The 21248-nt window shown below is 61.0% G+C and carries 17 protein-coding genes, 1 tRNA gene and 2 pseudogenes; 7 read left to right on the top strand and 13 right to left on the bottom strand.

The annotated features are described in order from the left end of the window. Positions 1-213: 213 nt before the first annotated feature. Genes mksF through mksB form a run of 3 tightly spaced genes read right to left on the bottom strand, consistent with a single transcriptional unit; the run spans position 214 to position 4977 of the window. Positions 214-3045, bottom strand: a complete 2832-nt coding sequence (gene mksF, locus IFT98_RS17930) for an Mks condensin complex protein MksF (RefSeq protein WP_192050421.1) — start codon at positions 3043-3045, stop codon at positions 214-216. Next, positions 3042-3698 carry an Mks condensin complex protein MksE gene (mksE, locus tag IFT98_RS17925; RefSeq protein ID WP_192050423.1) on the bottom strand — a complete coding sequence of 219 codons (657 nt, stop codon included), beginning with the start codon at positions 3696-3698 and terminating at the stop codon, positions 3042-3044. Before mksE ends, mksF begins: the two co-directional genes overlap by 4 nt. After that, positions 3688-4977 carry an Mks condensin complex protein MksB gene (gene mksB / locus IFT98_RS17920; protein WP_192050425.1) on the bottom strand — a complete coding sequence of 430 codons (1290 nt, stop codon included), beginning with the start codon at positions 4975-4977 and terminating at the stop codon, positions 3688-3690. The genes mksE and mksB overlap by 11 nt, the downstream gene beginning before the upstream one ends. Before the next feature lie 157 nt (positions 4978-5134). On the opposite strand from mksB, the gene IFT98_RS17915 reads away from it, so the two are divergent. Continuing rightward, a complete protein-coding gene (locus IFT98_RS17915) occupies positions 5135-5944 on the top strand; it encodes an energy transducer TonB (RefSeq protein ID WP_192050427.1) in 810 nt (269 codons plus the stop codon). Beyond that, a complete protein-coding gene (rimI, locus tag IFT98_RS17910; protein ID WP_192050429.1) occupies positions 5937-6389 on the top strand; it encodes a ribosomal protein S18-alanine N-acetyltransferase in 453 nt (150 codons plus the stop codon). The genes IFT98_RS17915 and rimI overlap by 8 nt, the downstream gene beginning before the upstream one ends. Positions 6390-6445: 56 nt before the next feature. Here rimI and IFT98_RS17905 read toward each other — a convergent pair whose 3' ends face one another. After that, positions 6446-6853, bottom strand: coding sequence for a serine kinase/phosphatase (locus IFT98_RS17905; protein WP_192050431.1), 408 nt, complete (start codon positions 6851-6853; stop codon positions 6446-6448). 138 nt (positions 6854-6991) lie between these two features. On the opposite strand from IFT98_RS17905, the gene can reads away from it, so the two are divergent. Both can and sodC read left to right on the top strand, forming a co-directional pair. Beyond that, entirely contained in the window at positions 6992-7630 is a 639-nt protein-coding gene (gene can, locus IFT98_RS17900) for a carbonate dehydratase (protein WP_192050433.1), read from the top strand. Between the two features lie 100 nt (positions 7631-7730). Continuing rightward, the gene (gene sodC, locus IFT98_RS17895; RefSeq protein WP_192050435.1) at positions 7731-8255 is read left to right on the top strand and encodes a superoxide dismutase family protein; all 525 of its coding nucleotides are present in this window, start codon (positions 7731-7733) and stop codon (positions 8253-8255) included. A 56-nt stretch (positions 8256-8311) separates the two neighbouring features. Here the strand turns inward: sodC and IFT98_RS17890 are convergent, their stop codons facing one another. After that, positions 8312-9250 carry a 2-hydroxyacid dehydrogenase gene (locus IFT98_RS17890; protein ID WP_192050822.1) on the bottom strand — a complete coding sequence of 313 codons (939 nt, stop codon included), beginning with the start codon at positions 9248-9250 and terminating at the stop codon, positions 8312-8314. Between the two features lie 297 nt (positions 9251-9547). On the opposite strand from IFT98_RS17890, the pseudogene IFT98_RS17885 reads away from it, so the two are divergent. Then, positions 9548-11692 (top strand): annotated as a pseudogene (locus IFT98_RS17885) (TonB-dependent siderophore receptor). Positions 11693-11858: 166 nt separating this feature from the next. Here IFT98_RS17885 and IFT98_RS17880 read toward each other — a convergent pair. The 4 genes from IFT98_RS17880 to IFT98_RS17865 form a co-directional block, all read right to left on the bottom strand. Continuing rightward, positions 11859-12218, bottom strand: coding sequence for a hypothetical protein (locus IFT98_RS17880; RefSeq protein ID WP_192050438.1), 360 nt, complete (start codon positions 12216-12218; stop codon positions 11859-11861). Next, a complete protein-coding gene (locus tag IFT98_RS17875) occupies positions 12205-12705 on the bottom strand; it encodes a Panacea domain-containing protein (protein WP_122713566.1) in 501 nt (166 codons plus the stop codon). The genes IFT98_RS17880 and IFT98_RS17875 overlap by 14 nt, the downstream gene beginning before the upstream one ends. Before the next feature lie 609 nt (positions 12706-13314). Then, a tRNA-Met gene (locus IFT98_RS17870) sits at positions 13315-13391 on the bottom strand. A 120-nt stretch (positions 13392-13511) separates the two neighbouring features. After that, positions 13512-14807: an NCS2 family permease gene (locus IFT98_RS17865; protein WP_192050440.1), complete on the bottom strand. Its 1296-nt coding sequence runs from the start codon at positions 14805-14807 to the stop codon at positions 13512-13514. A gap of 398 nt (positions 14808-15205) precedes the next feature. Between IFT98_RS17865 and IFT98_RS21260 the strand changes: the two are divergent. Beyond that, positions 15206-16402 (top strand): annotated as a pseudogene (locus IFT98_RS21260) (HAMP domain-containing protein); the annotation flags it as partial. Further along, positions 16400-17263 (top strand): methyl-accepting chemotaxis protein, encoded by an 864-nt coding sequence (locus IFT98_RS21255; protein ID WP_446731009.1) that lies wholly within the window; start codon positions 16400-16402, stop codon positions 17261-17263. The pseudogene IFT98_RS21260 and the gene IFT98_RS21255, both read left to right, overlap by 3 nt. A 168-nt stretch (positions 17264-17431) precedes the next feature. Here IFT98_RS21255 and IFT98_RS17855 read toward each other — a convergent pair whose 3' ends face one another. Genes IFT98_RS17855 through IFT98_RS17840 form a run of 4 tightly spaced genes read right to left on the bottom strand, consistent with a single transcriptional unit; the run spans position 17432 to position 20881 of the window. Continuing rightward, positions 17432-18589 carry an osmoprotectant ABC transporter ATP-binding protein OsmV gene (locus IFT98_RS17855; RefSeq protein WP_192050444.1) on the bottom strand — a complete coding sequence of 386 codons (1158 nt, stop codon included), beginning with the start codon at positions 18587-18589 and terminating at the stop codon, positions 17432-17434. Beyond that, positions 18586-19239 carry an ABC transporter permease gene (locus IFT98_RS17850; protein WP_122479650.1) on the bottom strand — a complete coding sequence of 218 codons (654 nt, stop codon included), beginning with the start codon at positions 19237-19239 and terminating at the stop codon, positions 18586-18588. The genes IFT98_RS17855 and IFT98_RS17850 overlap by 4 nt, the downstream gene beginning before the upstream one ends. Next, positions 19236-20150: a glycine betaine ABC transporter substrate-binding protein gene (locus tag IFT98_RS17845; RefSeq protein ID WP_192050446.1), complete on the bottom strand. Its 915-nt coding sequence runs from the start codon at positions 20148-20150 to the stop codon at positions 19236-19238. The genes IFT98_RS17850 and IFT98_RS17845 overlap by 4 nt, the downstream gene beginning before the upstream one ends. 17 nt (positions 20151-20167) lie before the next feature. After that, positions 20168-20881 (bottom strand): ABC transporter permease subunit, encoded by a 714-nt coding sequence (locus tag IFT98_RS17840; RefSeq protein ID WP_192050448.1) that lies wholly within the window; start codon positions 20879-20881, stop codon positions 20168-20170. Between the last annotated feature and the right edge of the window lie 367 nt (positions 20882-21248).

Raw genomic sequence — 21248 nt, 5'->3', positions numbered from 1 at the left:
GCAGTGAAACGATGCATCGCCGATGGTAGTGTGGGGTTTCCCCATGTGAGAGTAGGTCATCGTCAAGATTCAATTCCGAAACCCCTATCTGCGCGAGCAGGTAGGGGTTTTGTCTTTTCCGGCCCTGTAGTTCGGGCGTCCCCGAAGCGTTGAATGCCAACAGCGGGCCTTAAAAAAGCCCCGCGATGGCGGGGCTTGGTGTGAACCGTTCGTTTATTGACTTGCCTCGACTTCAAGTGCCGCAACAGCCTTGGTCAACTCATCGTGGCGGCGGATGAATTTCCAGTCCGTTTCATCGATGTAGATGCCGTCACTACTGCTGCCGCCTTCGAGGTCGATGGCGACATGGGCGGATACCTGCGGCTTTACGCTGGCCAGAATCGGGGTAAAACCCAACTGCTGGCTGGTTTCGAGCAGGGCCGCCTGATTGCGCTCGTCGATGTCGGCGGCCTCATCCAAGTAGTAAGGCAGACGAATCCGGCCGGCCTGATCGCGGTCCATCAGGTGCAGCAACAGGTACATGTTGGTCAGCGCCTTGATGGTCATGGTGGTGCCATTGGACGCTGCGCCATCGATGTCCGTGTGGATGACCGGCTGACCGTTGACCTTGGTGATTTCGAAGGCCAGCTCGAACAAGTCCTTAAGGCCGAGTTGATTGTGGTTGGCCGCGACCATGCGGGCCAGATACTCCTTCGCCTCCTCGTTCTTGCTGTCCTGCTCCACACTCTGGTTGAGGTCGAACACGGACAGGGTCTCGCCTTCTTCGTACTGGCCTGCACTGTGGATGATCTGATCAATATGCTTGAGGGCATCCTTGTTGGGCGCCAGCACGATGCGGAAGCTTTGCAGATTGGACACCTGGCGTTTGTTGATCTCGCGGTTGAACAGGGCCAGCTGATGTTCGAGGCTGTCGTAGTCGCTGCGAATGTTGCGCAGGGTCCGGGCGATGTCAGTGACCGCGGCACGACGCGCCTTGCCCAGGGTCAGGGCCTCGTCGGTGCGATGGGCATAGGCGTTGATCAACAGCTGCAGGCGTCGCTCGACGTTGTCTTCGCTGTCGAACTTGGCCACGCCCTTGAGGCGCACCTGGGCGTACAGGGCTTCGATCTGTCCATCGACACGTTGCAGGCCTTGCCAGCTGTCCTGATAGTCATTGAGCAGGGGCAGCAGATTGTCCATCGAGTCGTCGACCTGCTCCATGAAGGGCGTACCGAAGGGCAGGTCGGCCGAGAGCAGGTGGCGACGACGCAGGGCATCGTCCAAGGTGCGCTGTTTGCTTTCCAGATCGGCGATCTGCCGGCCGACCAGTTGCAACTTGGCCGACAGCTGTCGGACCCGTTCGGTGAAACCGTCACTTGCCCGCGCCAGTTCGTCCTGAGCCGCCTCGAGTTGGGCGAGCTGCTCGAGTTTGTCCTGTTCCTCGACACTCAGGGTTTGGGCACGGCGGTAGTCTTCCAGGGCCTTCTGCGCATCCAGGACCTGTTGGTACAGCGTCTCGGATCGAGATTTGCTCGCGGACAGGTCGGCCGCCACGCCTTGCTGGGTCTTGAGCTGCTGCAGCTCCTTTTCCAGACGTGCACTCTGCTCACGCAGCGCGGCGCGATCGGCCAACGCCTGCAGCACCGGCGGCTCGATGGTTGAAAGGTCGATGGACATTCCGGGCAGCTCGAAGCGCTCGCCCTTGAAGTGGTCAAGCACGTTCTGCACGGTATCGACCCAGGCGTTGCTGTCATCCAGGTCCAGGCCTCGTGGGCCTGTGGGCAGGCTGAACAGGGCGCCATTGAACAGGCGCATCAGTCGATCGACATCCTGTTGCGAGAACTCCTCGCGCAGTCGCGCGTAGCTGTTGTTGTCGGCGTGTTCCAGTTGCTGGCGGATGGATTTGAGGCGTCGTTCGATGTCGCCGACGCGCTCCTGCAGATCTTGTGCGCTGAACTGCCGAGACTGTGCCAGGGCGCCGGCCAGCTCGTCGTGGGCATCCTTGGCAGCCAGCAACTGCTGCTCCAGCATGCGCACGTCGGTGACCAGCGCGAAGCGGTTCTTGAGCACTGAAAGCTCGCCAAGCCAGCGCTGGACACTCGAGATGTCACGCGCCAGGCGCATCAGTTCCTGGGTGCTCCCGCGTTGATTGTCCTGCAGTACGTCTTGTTCGTTGCGGTAATGTTCAGACTGGATGACCAGCTCTTCCTTGCGCGCCCCGGCGTAGTCCTGCCAGGTGCCGAGCAGCGCATCGAGCAGGGGTGACAGGCGGTGCAGCTTGCCGCGCAGCACGTCACGCTGGGCGACGCCGTTGGCCAGTGCTTCGACCAGAGGGCCGGCGGCGACCAGTGCGTTGTAGTCCTGCTCCATGCGGCGGACATCACGGAAGGCTTCTTCACAGGCTGCAATGTAGTCGACGCTACCTGAGCGCAGGCTGTGCTCGAACGCATCGAGGAACAATTGCTTGAGTTTCGCCGCGGTGATTTCGCGCATGTGCAGCAGGTTGATGAACAGCGCGCGAAAGGTCTTGAGGCTCTGTTCGCTGGTCGAACGCAACGGAATCAGGGTGAGGTCGAGCGGTACGCTGGTGTGACCGCCCACCAGTAGGCGGCGCAGTTCCTCGGGCTTGAGTTCGTAGGCCTTGAGGCCCTGGCGTTCCAGGTTGCCGAACAGCTCCTTCTGACGCAGGCAGGTGCCGTCCTGTTGATAGTGGGCAAGGTCCAGTTCACCCGCGTAGGCGAAGAACTGATGGCCGAACCCACCGCCGGGGCCGCGACCGACCACGCCGATCACATGGGGGCCGTGAGCCAGGACCACTTCGCAAAGGATGTAGCTGGTATCGGTCGCGAAATAGAAGCGGCGCGATTGTTCCAGCGTGTACTTGCCGAAGCTCATGTCGGACATGCGCGCCAGGATTGGAAACTGCAGGGCGTTGATCGAGGCGCTCTTGCCCAGGTTGTTGGCGCCGTACACCGACAACGGCTGCTCCAGCGGAAACAGTCCGAGGCTGTAGCCTGCGGTATTGAGCAGGGCGAAGCGGCGGATGCCGTAGCGTTCCTGAGTCATGTGTCGAACTCCTCTCGTTCCTGGGCTATTGCACGGGCCAAGGCCTGTTCGTCGGTGCTGTCGTCGCTATCTTCGTCGACAAGCATCGGCACCGGCAGGGGCAGAGCGCTGTGCAGGCTGGCGGCCAGGTCGCGGTCCTGCTGCACTGAAAGGCACACGTCGAGAAACCGATGCATCGGCGCCAGGAAGCGGTAGATGCCGTTGTCTTCGGCGGTGAAGCCCAGTTGGGTCATGCGTCGAAGAATCTTCTCTTCCAGTTCTTCCTGGGTCTGTACTTCTGCCTGCAGGAACAGGTCGCGGTACTTGTCCAGAAGCGCCGGCAGCTCATCGCGGCCAAGGCTTCCGCCATCCAGCACAGCGATCGGATCACGGCCTTGGTCAGCCAGGTGCTCGACCAGGATGAAGGTAAACAGGGAAAGGCGCTGGGCGGTCTTGTTGACTTGCGTGGCAGCCTGTTCGGGCACGAAATAGTAGAAGCCGCGGGTGTCGCACACCAGCTCGTAGCCCAGGGCCTTGAACAAGCCCCGGTACAGGTCCTGGAGATTGGACAACTGTGAGTACAACTCGGGATCGCGGCGGCTGATGTGGAAGCCTTTGAGCAGTTCGCGGAAAATCGGCGCCAGGTGGGTCAGTTCGTTCAAGTCAAGATGCATGATCGGTGCTCGCAGAGTGTGCCAGGGCGGCCGCGACGGCGGGCTCGGCGCTGGAAAGCAGGGCGAAGGAGCGCAGGCTCAGCTGATGCTCGCGGGTGTGGTAGTCGCGGCGTTCGAGGCGCTGTCGGGCAAAGCGTTTGTCACGCGAGAGGCGTGAGAACCAGTACAGCAGGTCGTCGGTGGCGCCATCGGGTTCCTGGTCGAGAAGCCAGAGCATCAAGTCGGGCATCGGCAGGGCATTTCCGCAGCGTTCGAGCATTTCCTTGACCGTGCGGGGCGCGCGCTGGGTGCCTGCCGTGTCGCTCTTGTGCGCCTTGGGAAAGGGCGCCGGCTTGGCTTCGAAGCGGGCCAGAGCGTAGACGTAGGCCTCGACTTGGCTGGCGCTGCCCAGGAATGTGCTTTGCGGGCGGCTGAATAACGGCAGGGCGGCTTGCGGCACGGCGTCCAGGCCCCTGCGGCGAATGGCCGAAAGCGCGAGGGCCGCGCCGCGGGTCACGGCGTTGTGCCGACGTGCTTCCTCGCGCAGCGGCAACAGCAGTTCGCGGGCGTGGCGCAAGGTCAGTTGAGCGCAAGTCTGCATTTCCAGAATGCGCGCGTGGGTACGCAGCAGCATGTCGTCGTCGACCAGGTGGCCGAGGCGCTGCTGCTCCCCAAGCAGGCGCAGGAGGACGTTCTCGACCTTGCGCACGCCTTGCTCGAACGCTCCATCGGCGTTGACCAGCTGGATCATCGGTTCGACGTATTCGTCCCAGGTCGCGAGGACCTCGGCGTAGCGCTGGCGCAGGGCTACCTGGCGGTCGCGGGTCTTCGCCCGCTCGGCCACGGCGACCAGGGCCTGTTCGTCATTCGCCAGTTTCTTCAGGACATCGCGCACGCGCATGTCGAGTAGCCGCAGTTGCCGAGCCAGGTCATTGCCGTCGCGGATATCGAATGCATCCTGAATGTGTCCGGCCAGACGTTCGAGGTGGCGCAGGTAGGCTTCGATCTCCAGGCACAGACCCAGCCGGTGCTCGCGCCGCAGATAGGCGAGAAAGTCGTGGATCTGCGCATTGAGCTCGAAGCGGTTGGGGCTTTTCGCGACAGGCACCAGAATGTCCAGCCGGATCCAGGTGTCGAGCAGGCTGGTGATCTCCTGAGCAGTGCTTTCCAGGCGCTGGGCAGCCAGTTGCTGGCGCAGCTCGACCAGGCTCAGGGTGCCTTGGTCGAAGTGCTCGCACAGCGGCTCCAGAAGGGCCCAGTGGTCGGCGAGGGCGCGCAGCACGCGCTTGGGTTCGATCATCGGCTGGTCGACTCATGCCAGTTAAAGGGTCGCGATTGTACTGCATGACGAGGCGGGTATTTGCGCTGCACGCGACGGCGTGCGCAAAACTTGGCGGCACATTGTGTCGAACATCGGTAGAATCCACCGCCTCGACTCACCCACAGATGGCTGACCTTTGCTCAACGAGTCCCGTCGCCGCGCCTACCTGGACGCCATGCAGGTCGTGCACTGGCTGCCCCGTACCGAACTGCCGTTCGCCGCGTCTTCGTGTGCCAGCGTGCTGGCGCATGTCGAGGCGTTGCCGCTGCCAGTACAGGCCGTGGATCAAGACGTGCCGGCGGCAGCGGTGGCCAGTGCGCCACCCGCGGTGGCGGCTGCCAGGTCCGAGCCTGCCAAGCCTCAGCGGCCCAGGATCGAGGTGCCGCGGCCGAGCAGCACCCGCCCGGCCGTGACTGCCGTGCCCGAGGTGGCCGTGGAGACGGCGGTCGCCAAGCCGGCCAATCTTCCGCCGCGCTTCGCCCTTCAGGTATTGCGTGCCGGACCTTGTCTGGTGCTGGTGGAATTGGCCACGGGGCAGGCGTTCCAGAGTCGTGACCCATCCTATCTCCTGCTCAAGGACATGCTGCGTGCTGCCGGTTTGCCCGATGCGCCACAGATTCTGGGCGAACCGATCCGCTGGCCGCTGCTGCAGCGCGGTCAATTGGACCAGGGGCCGGATGCAGCCTGCGATTTCGTTCAGGGCTTCGTCATGGCTCAGCTCGAACAGGCGCCGTGCACGTGCCTGTGGCTGGTTGGGCTGCCGGCGATTCGCTTTGCCGGGCGTGCCAATGCCGAAGACTACAACCGAGAGTTGGAAGTGGAGGGGCTTGGCGCCGCCTGGGCGCTGCCGGGCCTTGAGTTGTTGATGGATGAACCCGAGCGCAAGGCGGCCGTGTGGCAAGCCATGCGCCGTTTGATACCGCGTTGGAAAAACCGTGATGAGTGATGCCGTAAGCTTTCGTCGAATGACCGAGGCAGACCTGGATGCCGTACTGAAGATCGAATTCGCTGCCTACTCGCATCCATGGACGCGGGGTATTTTTCTCGACGGCCTGAAATCCTACGAGATCTGGCTGATGTTCGACGGGCAGCAGCAGGTCGGCCATGGCGTTCTAAACGTCATCATCGATGAAGCTCATCTGCTGAACATCACCGTGAAGCCCGAAAATCAGGGTCGTGGGCTGGGTTTGCAGCTGCTAGAGCGGCTGATGACGCGGGCCTACGAGCTGGGCGGGCGTGAATGTTTTCTGGAACTGCGAGCCAGCAATCAGTCGGCCTACCGTTTGTACGAGCGCTATGGATTCAATGAGATCGGCAAGCGGCGCGACTACTATCCAATGGCCGGAGGGCGCGAAGATGCGCTGGTGATGGCCTGCACCCTGTTCGAATAGCACGCCGGACAGCTGCCCGAGATTGCCTCGGACAGTGATCGGTGGTCGTAGTGGATTCAGCGTTTGCCATCGAGTGGGTCGATCAGCGCCAGTTCTTCTTCATCCAGGCCGTCGCCGCCGCCGATGTCGTCTTCGTCGACAAAACTGAGTTCCTGATCTGCGGCCCCGCTGTCGCCTGGCTCATCGGGCGAACGTGCGCCATCCTCATGAATCAGCGTCTCAGGGCTCATGTCGTCGTCGGTCGGGTTGTGATCATCCATCGAAGCGCCGGTCAGTCCTGCTTCGCGGGCGCGTTCGTCAGGCACCAGCTGCTCCAGCTCATCTGAAGGAATGACGTCGCCGATCTTGCCGCTTGGGCCGTCGGCATCATCGAAATTCAGCTCTCGAACCTGGCCCATGCGGTCTTCGGTGTCGTCGATCGGGCTGGGTTGTGGTGCATCGTAGGGGCGATGGGAGTCAGTCATTACGGCAATCCTCTGGTGTGTGTCTAGATAGGGTTGACCCCCACACGCGTGGAAAGATTCAGCATGATTTGTCCCCACTCACCGTGACCTTGTACAGCCAGGGCCAGTCATAATCCAAATGATTCTCGAGGGTTGAACATGCATGATCTACAGGAACTGATCGACAACAACGCGCGTTGGGCCGAAGCGATCAAGGAAGAGGATCCGGAGTTCTTCGCCAAACTGGCACGCCAGCAGACTCCTGAATTCCTCTGGATCGGGTGCTCGGACGCCCGCGTGCCGGCCAACGAGATTGTCGGCATGTTGCCAGGCGATCTGTTCGTCCATCGCAACGTTGCCAACGTGGTGCTGCACACCGATCTGAACTGCATGTCGGTGATTCAGTACGCGGTCGACGTGCTCAAGGTCAAACACATTCTGGTCACCGGCCACTATGGCTGCGGCGGTGTGCGCGCGGCGATGCAGGATCGTCAGCTGGGGCTGATCGATGGCTGGCTGCGGACCATTCGCGACCTGTACTACGAGCACCGCAAAACGCTGGCGACCTTGCCTAACGAAGAAGAGCAGGTCGACCGGCTGTGCGAGCTCAACGTCATTCAGCAGGTGGCCAACGTTGGGCACACCAGTATCGTCCAGAATGCCTGGCACCGCGGTCAGGAACTGTCGGTGCATGGCTGTATCTATGGCATCAAGGACGGCCGCTGGAAGAGCCTGGACGTGACCATCAGTGGCTTCGATCAATTGCCACCGCAGTACCGTTTGCGCGCGTTGGATTGATGGTCAGGAACGAGTGGGCTGCATTCGGGTTCTGAATCGGATGGGCGACGGCTTGGGTCGTGGCCTTTACGGTAATCAAACGCGAAGCGAGGGAGGCACGATGAAGTCTTATGGCTGGCTGGCACTGATGGCAGCGATGTCGATCGGTAGCGCCAATGCGGCATCCAAGGAAGTCCAGATCAACCTGGTCAGCGCCGAGGGCGCACCTCAGCCGATCGGCACGGTGATGATCGAGGAAACGGCCTATGGCCTGCAGTTCACCCCGCAGCTGAAGTCGCTGCCCGCAGGCGTGCATGGCTTCCATGTGCATGCCAACGGCAGCTGCGCGTCGGCGATGAAAGACGGCAAGATGTCGGCGGCGGAAGCGGCGGGCGGGCACTTCGATCCACAGAAGACCGGCAAGCACCTGGGGCCTTACGATGCGAAGGGGCATTTGGGTGATTTGCCGGCGATCTATGTGAACGCCGACGGTACCGCTACGTATCCTGTGCTGGCGCCGCGTTTGAAAAAGCTGAGTGAAGTGGAAGGGCATGCACTGATGGTGCACGCCGGTGGTGACAACCATGCCGATTCACCGGCGCCGTGGGGTGGTGGTGCGGCGCGGATGGCCTGTGGGGTGATCTGATCCCCGTATCAGGCTGGGGAGCAGCGGGCTCGCGGCCCGCTCCGCTCCCACACGTTTCAGAGCTGGACCGGTGTCAGCACAGGCTCGCCGGCGAAGAACGCGCTCAGGTTGCGTTCGACCATCTTCACTGTGTCTTGTGTGGCTTCCGGCGACAGGCCGGCCACGTGAGGCGTCAGGACTACGTTGCGCAGCGTTTTCAACGCATCGGGTACGTTGGGCTCGTTGTCGAAGACGTCCAGCGCAGCACCCGCGATGGCTTGCGTCTGCAGGGCGTCCAATAGGTCGGGCGTCGACACGACGCTGCCACGAGCGATATTCACCAGATAACCCTGAGGGCCAAGCGCTTCCAGCACGCCGGCGTCGACGATGGCGCGAGTCTGCGCGCCCCCTGGCGTGGCAACCACCAGAATGTCGCTGGTCGCAGCCAGCTCCACCGGGCTGGAACAGTACCCATAGTCCACACCGGCGCGTGGGCTCCGATTGTGGTACTTCACGCTCATGTCGAAGCCCAACGCGGCCCGTTTGGCGATTGCCAAGCCAACAGCGCCCAGCCCGATGATGCCCAGGCGCTTGCCCGCCACCGACGGGCGCATGGTCTTGGCCCATTCGCCTCGGCGTACCGATGCATCGGCGCCAGGGATGTCGCGCATCAGGGCCAGCAGCAGCGCCAGGGTGTGGTCTGCCACTGACGATGCATTCACGCCTGCCCCGTTGGTCACGGTCAGGCCGCGTGCCTTGGCGGCTGGCAGGTCAACGTTCTCATAACCCGCACCGAGCACACAGATGATGCGCAGTTTGGGCAGCGCTGCCATTTCATCTGCCGTCAGACCTAGTGGCCCGCGTGTGAGCACGGCGTCGATGCGATCTGCGTGTTGCTCGATGGCCTGCGCGCGGGCTACCGGTGAGGGCGCCATGATCAGCTCGTAGCCTTGATCTTCGAGAATCGAAACGTAGTCGTTGATGGTTTCGACCAGCACCAGCACGGTTGCGCGCATGTAGACCTCCGGGTGGGAAATGACGGTCATGGTAGCAATTTGCAGATGGGGAAAGTGGGTGCGCGAAAAAAAGCGCACGCCTACCTCCTTAAGTCGTTTAAGAGGGTTCTCCTGCGATAACAATAATGTTAATGCGAATCACTCTATGTTAATTTCCACCCCGATATATACCGTTACAAAATGGGCTGGCTTTCGCGGGATCTTCAGGGGAGGGGAAGGTAGATGGCTTGCAATAACAAGATGAATCTCGGCATGAATTCTTTGGCTTTGGTTGTTGCCACATTCAGTTGGCAGACGATGGCTTCTGCCGAAGAAGCAACGGCAAGGCCTGTAGGGAAAAACGCAGCTCTGCAATTACAGGACCTCGTCATCAGCGAACAAGCACCGGAAAGCCAGCAGACAGTGGGCTATCAGGTACGCAACAGCACTGCGGGTACTAAAACCAGCACACCTTTGTCCGAGACTCCGCGTTCGGTTTCGGTGGTGACACGCCAACGCATTCAAGACCAGGGCTCGCAGACCCTTACCGACATTCTCGGCTACGTGCCGGGCATTTTCGCGCCGCCTTTCGCTGTCGGTGACGGCCTGGCCGGTGATCTGTTTTCCATCCGCGGTTACAACGCCACCGACTATGGCTATGGTTTGCTGAAGGATGGTCTACGCCTGCAAGGTAACCGCTACGACACCACGACCGAGCCCTATGGCCTGGAGCGGACCGAAATCTTTCGAGGCCCCAGCTCGATTCTCTATGGTGAGAATGCGCCCGGCGGATTGGTCAATCTGGTGAGCAAGAAGCCGACCGAAACGGCGCAAGGCGAGGCCAAATTCACCTATGGCAGCAACAACCGTCGCCAGCTCTGAATCGATGTGTCCGGCCCGTTGACGGACGACAACCGCATTCTGGGGCGAATCGTGATGCTGGGCCGCAATGCCGATACGCAAGTTGACTCGGTGCCGGACGACCGCCTCTACATCGCGCCGTCGATGACGTTCAATTTCAACCAGGACACGGCACTGACCCTGCTCTCCAGCTACCAGCGCGACCGCACCAAACTGCTGCTGGGCTACCCTGCGGCAGGGACACTGCTCAATAACGTCAACGGCAAGATCGCCAGGGACCAGTTCAACGGCAATCCAAGTTGGGATGATTTCGAGCGCGAAACCTGGACCCTGGGTTACGAGTTCAGCCATCAGATCAACGACGTCTGGCAGTTCCGGCAGAACTCGCGCTACATGGAATCACGTTTGAACCGCCATGAAACCTGGCCGAACAATCTGAATCAGGCCGGCTTCGGAAGCACGTTGAGCAGCACTGCGTATGATCGCGACAACAAGTCGATCACTTATTCGGTGGACAACCAATTCGAAGGGCACTTCACTTCGGGGGCGCTTGAGAACACGGTATTGCTGGGCGCCAGTTACGACCGTACTTCATTCAATCAGGATTGGAATGCAGGCCTGGGCGGTACTTACAATGTATTCAGGCCGGTGTTTTCGACAGTTCAACCGAACGCGTCACAGTACGTGCAGAACTCCCAGCTCGATCAACACATGTACGGTGCGTATGGGCAATTGCAGAGCAAGTACGAGAACTGGATTTTCTTGCTGGGCGGGCGTCAGGACTGGGTGCAGAGCCAATACCGCAACCGTGCCAGCGCGGCTCGTCCAGGCAGTGCAGCGGTAGCGGCCACGGATCTTGACGGCTGGGATCATCGGTTCAGCTGGCAGACGGGCGTGATGTACCAGTTCGAAAACGGCATCTCTCCCTATGTCAGCTATTCCACTGCCTTCACGCCCGTACAGCAGTCGTCGCAGCCCAACGGGGATCTGCTCGATCCGATCCTCAGCGAACAGTATGAAGTGGGCCTCAAGTATGAGCCTGCAGGTTGGAACACCACCTTCAGCGCTGCGGTTTTCGACTTGACCAAATCTCGCGACGTAGTGACAGGCAGCAACGGTTTCAGCCAGCAAGTTGGCAAGAGCAAGTCCAAAGGCGTCGAGCTTGAGGTGAACAGTGATGTGACGCGCAATCTGAGTCTGGTTGCGTCATACACCTATACCGATGCGCGGGTGACCAAAGATGCGCCGGGGTCATTGTTCGAGGATCGTCAACTGACGGGCATTCCGCGCAATCAGGCGTCTACCTGGATGACATATCGCTTCCTGGAAGGTGCGCTGAGCGGTTTACGTCTGGGCGGCGGCGTGCGCTATTTCGACAGTACTTTTGCCTACACGGCGCCGACACTGTACGGCAAGCTGAAAGCGGGCGATGTGACGCTGGTTGACGCCTTGGTCGGGTATGACATCGACAAGCATTGGTCGGTGGACGTGAACGCGAAGAACGTGTTCGACAAGGAATACGTGTCGGGCTGCAACAACGCCGGTCGCTGCTATTGGGGTGATGAGCGCACGGTGCTGGGGACCGTGGCGTATCGCTGGTAATCCGCCTGGCTTGCCAGACAACCAGAAACAAGAAAGCCCGCACGAGGCGGGCTTCTTGAGGTGACTCACAGACTGCTGTAGACATCTGTGGATCGTACTTGGTGGCTGAACTCGATCATCAATACCCTTGCGGTCACTGATATGTTCCGATGAGGTGCACCCCTGCTCAGTCTCTTCTGATAGGCGCCATGATTTCTTTGAGGTAACCGAGTACTAGCCCTCCAAAAGCACTGCTGAAGAGCATTTTGTCCATGGACTGAAGCTCGGTGTCAGTCAGCCACCGTACGCTCTCTCCGAAAATAGCGTTCGGTCCGGCCAGATGCCAGAACCGAATAATGATTAGAACAGCGAAAAGGATGGCGCCAAACCTCAAAGCAAAGATGGCTAGCGAGTGGACCTCTTTTTGGACCTTAACTTTAGGATCCTCAAGAACGCTTTTTTCTTTTTCTGCTTTCTTCAGGTCTTGGGGAGTGGCGTTATGAGGTCCTGCCGATCCAATGGCGGCAAAGGGATCATCCTGCTGCATGCTGAGACGCTACCGCAATTTTGTGCTTGTAGTGTTCCTCGATCCAATCATTCGGAATGATGGCACCATGATATTGATCACCACCAGAAGCTTGCCATGTGCGATCCCATGGGGTGCCGTTCTGGTGAGTCATTGCCGAAAGCGCAACCCCATCGTAGTTGGCATATGAATTCCAAACTCTATCCAAAAGAGGCAGCGTTTGAGGATTAGGAGGAGGGTTCTGTGAGTCGCCAGCTACTCCATAACACTCGATGGGTGCGTAAATTTTATCTCGGCCATACTTCTTGACCTTCTGGTAGAGGTCAGGGATGACTGGACCGTACCGCCACGCTTGCACCGCATCGTTGATCAAATTCTGGGAAAAATACCCGCGGTGCCAGCCGTGAGCAATGTAAACGAGCTTGATCAGCTTCATGGGCGTAAGCGGGACACCCGTATCGAACGACTTTTGGATGAAGTAGTTGGCAACTGCTTCGCTGTCTAGCATGACCACTCCTCCCTAGGCTGGCTGATCGTCTGATGCTTGTAAAAATGGTGCGGAATTATGTAGATTTCAAGCAATATGTCAATGACCCATAGAAGTCAATACCTGTTCATTCATACAGTACGCTATGCCGTGCAGGTTATGTAGTCGACATTTGTATCTAAGTTTTGTAAGCCTTATCGTACGGTTCTCTTTGCATTGTCCGCAGCTTTAACGGAAGGGGCTATCGGTTTACCTGCCTGTAGATGCCGGAAACGGCGATACCCCTGCAAACCAAGACTGTATCCGAACGTCGACTGATTGAGAACAAATCGTCTGGTAAGAGACTTGCCAGGGTCTCGTAGGTTTGGTGACGCAGATTTGTGTCAGGACTGAAGGGCAATACCGCTCACGAAACGATCCTGATGATGCCGGAGATATCTGCATAGCAGATCGAGAAATACGCCAATGCTCATCTATAGCCAATGTCGAAGCCGAAGTGTTGGCATGGAACGACACTCACTCGTCATACGGCGGGAAGGTACAGCGAGAAACCCAGAAACAAGAAAGCCCGCACGAGGCGGGCTTCTTGAGGTGACTCACAGACTGCTGTAGACATCTGTGGATCGTACTTGGTGGCTACACAGGGACTTGAACCCCGGACCCCAGCATTATGAATGCTATGCTCTAACCAACTGAGCTATGTAGCCAAGTGGCGCGAATTATTCGCCTGAAACGAAATTGTGTCAACACCCCTTTGCAAAATATTTATGCGTGCGATCAAACGCTTAGGCTGCGCGTGGCATGCGACGGTGCGCGCAGCGCGGCGATCAGCCACCGAACCAGCCCAGTTTGATGACAAAGATGATCGACAACACGACCAGTGCCGAATTGAGTTCGCGCCACCGGCCACTCAGCAGTTTGACCGCTGTCCAGGTAATGAAGCCGAAGGCGATGCCGTTGGCGATCGAGTAGGTCAGCGGCATGGCCAGTGCGGTGACCAGGACCGGGGCGGCGACGGTGATGTCGTCCCAGTCGACTTCTGCCAGCCCGGAGGCCATCAGCACGGCCACGAACAGCAAGGCGGGCGCGGTGGCGAATGCTGGAACGCTGCCGGCCAGGGGCGCGAAGAACAGCGCCAGCAGGAACAGCACGGCGACCACGATGGCGGTCAGGCCGGTACGGCCGCCTGCGCTGACGCCGGCGGCCGATTCGATGTAGCTGGTGGTGGTCGAAGTGCCCAGCAGCGAGCCGGCCAGCGCCGCGGTGCTGTCGGCGATTAGGGCGCGGCCCATTTTCGGCATGTGGCCGTCCTTGCCCATCAGGCCGGCGCGCTTGGCCACGCCGATGAGGGTGCCGGAGTTGTCGAACAGGTCGACGAACAGGAAGGCGAAGATCACGCTGATCAGGCCCACATCGAATGCGCCTTTGATATCGAGTTGCAGGAAGGTCGGCGCCAGTGAAGGTGGCATCGATACCACACCCCCGAACGGGGTGACCCCAAGCAGGATCGACACCACGGTGATCAGCAAGATGCCGATCAGCACCGAGCCGCGGATCTTGAGGGCCTCGAGTGCGACGATGATGAAGAAGCCAAGGATCGCCAGTACCGGTTCGGGTTTCGACAGATCGCCCATGCCGACCAGAGTGGCTGGGTTGGCAACCACGATCTTGGCGTTTTGCAGCGCGATCAGTGCGAGGAACAAGCCGATGCCCGCAGCGATGGCCGACCGCAGCGGCAGGGGGATGCTGTTGATGATCCATTCGCGGATGCGGAAGATCGACAGCAGGAAGAAACACACCGCCGAGATGAAGACCGCACCCAGTGCAACCTGCCAGCTATGGCCCAGGTGCAGGACCACGGTGTAGGTGAAGAACGCATTGAGGCCCATGCCCGGCGCCAGCGCAATCGGGTAGTTGGCGATCAGGCCCATGATCGCCGAGCCGATGGCGGCGGCCAGGCAGGTGGCAACGAACAGCGCGCCCTTGTCCATGCCGGTTTCGCCAAGAATGCTGGGGTTGACGAACAGGATGTAGGCCATGGCCAGGAAGGTGGTGACCCCGGCGAGGATTTCCGTGCGCACGTTGGTGTTGTGCGCCTTGAGCTTGAAGAATGAGTCCAGCATGTTGCTCCCCTGGGGCGATAGGCGCCGTGGATCGTGCGGCGACGGTGTGTGTAGCGAGCAAGCCCGATCGAGCGTTGGCCGTGTGCTTAAACATAACTGCCTGGTCAGCTTTTGCGGTTTGCCTGTAGCAGATTCCGGGCCATATCGACGAAGCGGCTGCGCATGCGCCCTGGGTACTGCGCTGCGGTCTGCTTGCCACTTCCGGTTACACAACTGCTGCACTCATTGGAGGCATGCGCGGGTGGGTCGGTGCACCAAAGCGAAGCCGCAGCCGATGGGGCGTGATCCGCGCTGCAGGTAATGGTGGAGAAAGTCTGTTGGTCTGAATCTTGCTGCAGTGGCATTTTGCTGGCGCCACGTTTCCGTAGGTACCTGCATTCTCCGTGGAGTTGTCGGACATGCATGCTTTGTTGTCGCCGGGTATCCGGTTGCTGGGCCGCTATGGTTTCGCCCGCAAGTTTCAGCTGCTGTTTCTTCTGTTCATGCTGCCTCTGGTCGGCAGCCTGTGGTTGCTGGGCGAGGATTTTCGCGACCGGCTGGCGGTGATCGATGCCGAGCGCAGCGGCGTGCATCAGTTACAGGCACTCGACAGCCTGGATGCGCAGCTGTCTGCGCAACGCAATCGTGCCGCGCGCTGGAAGGCGGTGGATATCCAGCGTCAGCCGACCCCCGAGGCACAGGCCGCGATCGCCGCCCTGGAGGCGGCCGCGCCGGGAATTCAGGCATCGCTCGATAAGCTGGCCGCCGAGCTGGCGCACGAGAAAGCCCCAGCCGACACCCTGGAGCGAATGCAAGGGGCCCAGACCGCGACCAAAGGCCTCGACTTGGCGAGCCTGCGCCAGGTGGGCTGGTGGCCCGATGGATACGATCGTTTCACGGCGGCGCTGACGTCGGTGCAGGTGCTGCGCGAGCAGATCGCCATGGCCAGCGGATTGATCGTCGATCCGTGGCGCGAAAGCTATTTGTTGATGCAGATCGCCACTCAGCAAGCCCCTGATCTGATCGAGCGTGTGGGGCGTCTGGGCAGCATTGGCCAGTCCTCGCTGGTCGCCGGGCAATTCAGCCTGCAAAGTCGTTTGCAGATGCGTGACCTGCGCAGTCGTATCAATGATGCGCGCGAGCAACTGGTGAAAGCCGGTGGCACGCTGCAGCAACGCCTGCCGCAACAACTGCGCGGCTGGGACGAGCAGTATCAGCAGGCGCTGGGTACATTGGACGGTGAGTTGAAGCGTCTGGACGACAATCTGTTCGGCGGCGACATCAAGCTGTCTGCGGCTCAGTTCGAAAGCAGTGTGGACAGAATGCTCGGCGCCCTGAACGGTTTGCGCCACGAGTCGCTGATGTCGTTGGAGTTGCGTCTGGATCACTACCATGACCAGGCCGTTCGCCAGCTGATTCCGGGTGCGGCAGTGTTCGCCCTGCTGCTGTTGGCGGCACTCTATCTGTTCGTGTGCCTGCAGGCGTCGATTCGCCGCAGCGCCAGCGGCATCACCACGCTGGCGCAGTCGCTGCGCGACGGTGACCTGAGTGTGCAGGTGGCGGTGCAGGGACGCGATGAGTTGGCGGCGATCAGTACCGCGCTCAATGCCGCCGTGGTGCAGCTGCGTAGCAGCCTGCTGGGCGTCAACCATGAAACCGTGCAGTTGAGCCAGGCGGTGGTGACGCTCAACAGCCAATCCAGCGGCACGCTTGACGAGGTCGAGGCGCAGCAGCAGCAGATCAGTCAGATCGCTGCGGCCGCGACCGAGCTTGCGGCCACTTCGCAGGGCGTGGCACGCAGTTGCGAGCAGGCGTCGGGCAGTGCCCAACAGACCCGGCAGATCGCCGAGGACAGCAGCCGTGACAGCCAGCGCACGACGGCCAGTATCCAGCAGCTCAACCAGCGCTTGAACGACACGGCGCAGGCGCTTAGCCGGGTCAGCGAGCAGGGCCAGCAGATTCAGTCGGTGGTGGATGCGATTCGCGGCATTGCCGAGCAGACCAATCTGTTGGCGCTCAATGCGGCCATCGAGGCGGCGCGGGCGGGCGAGCAGGGTCGCGGTTTTGCAGTGGTGGCCGACGAGGTACGCAGCCTGTCACAGCGCACCCAGGCTTCGACTGGGCAGATTGCCGGCACGGTTGAAAGCCTGCGCTCGACGGTCAAGCAGGCCGTGGAACTGATGCAGGCCGCATGTGGGCAGGCGCAGGTCGATGCGCAGTCGGTCATGGGCCTGGGTCAGCGCCTGGGTGAGATTGCCGGGGCGGTGCAAGGGGTGACCGATACCCTGGCGCAGATCGCCACGGCAGTGGAGGAGCAGGCGGCGACGGCCGATGAGGTGAGCAGCAACATTCAGCAGGTGGACCAGGCGGCGGTGCGTCTGCTCGATGGCGCGCGGGCGGTGAACCAGGCAGCGGATCGGTTGGGGCAGGGGAGCCGGGTGCTGAGCGAGAATACGGCGCGGTTCAATCTGGGGTAGGGCGCGGGAATTGCGGTGCGGCTTTCGCGGCCGCGGACCGCTCCTACGAATGAGTGCGTGTGCAGTGCGTAGGAGTGGTCATCGGCCGCGAAGCAGTCGATGCGGTCTGTCTGACGGACCGCGGGGTGGCCTTCGCGGCCGCGGACCGCTCCTACGCGAGGGTGCTCATCAGGCCTGGGCGGTTTCGGCCGGGGAGACGATGCTGGTTTTCATGCCGCGCGAGCGGCCCGAGCTGAGGTAGGCGGCAATCGATTCCTGGGTCACCTCGCCGAGGAATACGTTCTCCGCGTCCAGCACCGGCAACCACGAGCGGTTGAACTCGTACATGCGCGACAAGAGGATGCGCAGGTGCTCGTCATACGCCGCCGTGGCGTTGAACTCGCGCAGGAAGTCCACACAGCTTCCGGTCTGGCGATGCAGGTCACGGCGGCGAACATAGCCCATGGCCTTGTTCTGCGCATCGGTCACCACGACGTAGCGGCGGTCGTGTTCGTCCATCAATTCCAGCGCATCGGCCACTGGCGTTTCCGGGCTCACCGAAGGCGCATTGTCGGCGGCGTCCTCGGCCTTGACCAGCAGCAGGCGCTTGAGCGTGCTGTCCTGGCCGACGAAGTTGCTGACGAAATCGTCCACCGGATGGGCCAGCAGGGTGTCGGGATGGTCGATCTGCAGCAGTTTGCCCGCGCGGAAAATGGCGATCTTGTCGCCCAGCTTGATGGCCTCGTCGATGTCATGGCTGACCATGATCACGGTCTTGTTCAAGGCCCGCTGCATCTCGAAGAACTCGTTCTGGATCATCTCGCGGTTGATCGGGTCGACCGCGCCGAACGGTTCGTCCATCAACAGCAGCGGCGCCTCCGCGGCCAGGGCGCGGATCACGCCGATGCGCTGTTGCTGGCCGCCCGAGAGTTCGCGCGGATAGCGGTGCAGATACTGCTTGGGCTCCAGTTTGATCATGCTCATGAGCTCGCGGGCACGCTCGGCGCAGCGCTTCTTGTCCCAACCAAGCAGGCGCGGGACCACGGTGATGTTCTCCTCGATGGTCATGTTGGGGAACAGGCCGATCTGCTGGATGACATAGCCGATGTTGCGACGCAGGGTGACCTCGTCCAGGCCGGTGGTGTCTTCGCCGTTGATCAGGACCTTGCCGGAGGTCGGCATGATCAATCGGTTGATCATTTTCAGCGTGGTGCTCTTGCCGCAGCCCGATGGCCCGAGGAATACGCAGATCTCGCCTTCGTTGACGGTCAGGCTTACCGCGTCGACGGCTTTGACTTCCTTGCCGTTGCTGTGGAAGGTCTTGGTCAGGTTCTGAAGTTCGATCATTTCAATAATCCTTTGGGGGTCAGGGCGCGTTGCAGCCATTGCAGGAGCAGGTCGGCGATGATCGCCAGGACACTGACCAGCACGGCGCCGACGATGAGCATCGACATGTCGCTGCGGCTGATGGATGTGAGGATGAGAACGCCCAGGCCGCCAGCGCCGATGGTGGCAGCAATGGTCATGACGCCGATGTTCATCACCACGGCGGTGCGCACGCCGGCGAGGATGACCGGTACCGCGATGGGCAACTCGACCATGCGCAGGCGCTGGCCGAAGGTCATGCCGATGCCTTTGGCGGCTTCACGGATGCCAGGCTCGACGCCGGTCAGTGCCAGGTAGGTGTTGCGCAGGATCGGCAACAGCGAATAGAGAAATACCGCAGTGATGGCCGGTAGCGGCCCCAGGCCTTGGCCGAACTTGGAGTAGAACGGCAGCAGCAGCCCGAACAGGGCAATCGAAGGGATGGTCAGCAGCACCGTGGCGCAGGCCTGCAGAGGCCCTGCCAGCGCTGGAAAACGGGTCATCAGGATACCGATGGGTACGCCGAAGACGATGGCCAGGCTGACCGCAATGCCGACCAACGTGATGTGCTGCCAGGTCAATTGCAGCACCAATGGCCAGTCGAGGTGGGAGAAGGTGTCGAGGAAACTCATGGCTTCTCCTGGGCTTGGACGTTGATCGGATGGGCCTTGAGAAACTCTGCCGCTACCACCGTCGGGCTGCGGTGCGCGACGTCGACCTGCGCGTTGAGTTCGCGCATGGTGGCATCGTCGAGCATCTCGGCCAGTGGCTTGAGCTGCGCGGCCAATTGCGGATGGGCATCGAGCAGTTGCTGACGGACCACCGGCGCGGCGGTGTAGTCGGGGAAGTACTTGAGATCGTCTTCGAGCAGCTTGAGCTTGAAGGCGTTCAGACGCCCGTCGGTGGTGTAGACCAGACCGGTGAACACCTGCCCGTTGCGCAGCGCGGTATAGACCAGGCCGGCGTCCATCTGGCGGATGTCACGCCGGGTGAATTTCAGGTCGTAGGTTTGGGTCAGTCCCACCAGGCCGTCAGATCGGTTGGCGAACTCGGTGTCCAGGGCCAGGATATGGCCTTTCTTCGGCTCGTCGATCAGCACCTGGTTCAGCTGGCTGATGGTGTTGACCTGAGGATAGGCCTTGGCCACTTCTTCAGGCAGCGCCAGGGCATAGGTGTTGCTGAACCGCGAGGGCGTCAGCCAGACCAGGCCTTTCTGGGCGTCCAGTTGCTTGACCCGTGCGTAGGTGGCCGCGCTGTCGAGTTTTTCGTCGATGTGGTTGTAGGACACCAGAGACACCCCGGTGTATTCCCAGAGCATGTCCAGCTGACCGCTTTCCTGAGCGCTGCGCGCCAGGTTGCTGCCCAGGCCGCCGGTGACGCGCACGTCATAGCCTTTGCTGCCCAGGTACTGGGCGGTGATTGCTGCCAGTACGGTCTGCTCTGTGAACACCCGGGCGCCGAGGCGGATCACCGGTCGGTCTGCGGCGTGCACGACGCCTGCGCACAACAGGGCCAGGCCCAGTACGATGCTTAACTTTTTCATTGGATTCATTCCTTCGCTCAGCGAGTCAGCCCACGTTCGAACCACAGGCGGCTGACCAGGGTCACGATGCCGTCCAGGATCAACGCCAGCAGCGCGGTGCAGGCAGCGCCCAGCAACAGCTGTGGCTGATTGTTCAAGGCGATGCCGGGGAAGATCAGGCTGCCCAGGCTGTTGGCGCCGATCAGGAACGCCAGGGGCGCGGTGCCGACATTGATCGCCAGCGCCACGCGCACCCCACCGACCATGATCGGCACGGCGTTGGGCAACTCGACCTTGAACAGCACCTGGCGCGGCGTCATGCCAATGCCGGTGGCGGCCTCCTTGAGCGAGCCCTGGACGTTTTTCAGGCCTTCGTAGGTGTTGCGCACGATGGGCAACAGGGAGGCGAGAAACAGCGCGAAGATGGCAGGACCGCTGCCGATGCCCAGAATGCCCAGAGCGATGGCGAGTACCGCCAGGGGTGGAATGGTGTTGCCGATGTTGAAGATCTGCATGAAGCGTTCGGCGCGCTTGACCATGCTGGGGCGGCTCAACGCGACTCCGGCAGGGATGCCCACCAGCAGTGCGGCGAACATTGAAACCAGCACCAGGATCAGGTGCGCCTGCAGGTAGAAAATCAGATCTTCGCGGTAGTGCTCGATAGTGCTTATGCCGATCCAATGGACCAGCAGGGCCAGGACGGCGACGATAACCGCGCCCCCTAACAGCCCTTTGCCATAGCGATTAGCCACAGGCGGACTCCTTTTTCAGTCGGCGCCTACCGGGCCTGCGATGAGCACTCGGGAGAGTGATCGGCCCAGGTAGGACGCGAATAGCAGCTCACGTGGTGCGAGCCATAAGCGCAGCCTCGTCAGGCTAACTTGCTGATTTTGCAGCCCCTGACGATAGCGCGAATCAGGGAATGGACGTCTCCGTGCGGCGAGAGGTTCCCACAGTGAGGCAGCATTTGGCCACCTTTAACCGATGTCACGGCCCACTGCGTGGCAGTGACAGACGCCTGGAACACGATTCGTACGGTACGTTTGCAGCGCAACGAAATCGGCAGGGGGCGAGTGGCGCAGGATGCGGTTTCGCCTGAAGCAGGCTATAATCCGCGCC

This window comes from Pseudomonas sp. CFBP 8770 (assembly GCF_014841705.1).
GTDB lineage: Bacteria > Pseudomonadota > Gammaproteobacteria > Pseudomonadales > Pseudomonadaceae > Aquipseudomonas.
This window is presented reverse-complemented; position numbering and strand designations above follow the sequence as displayed.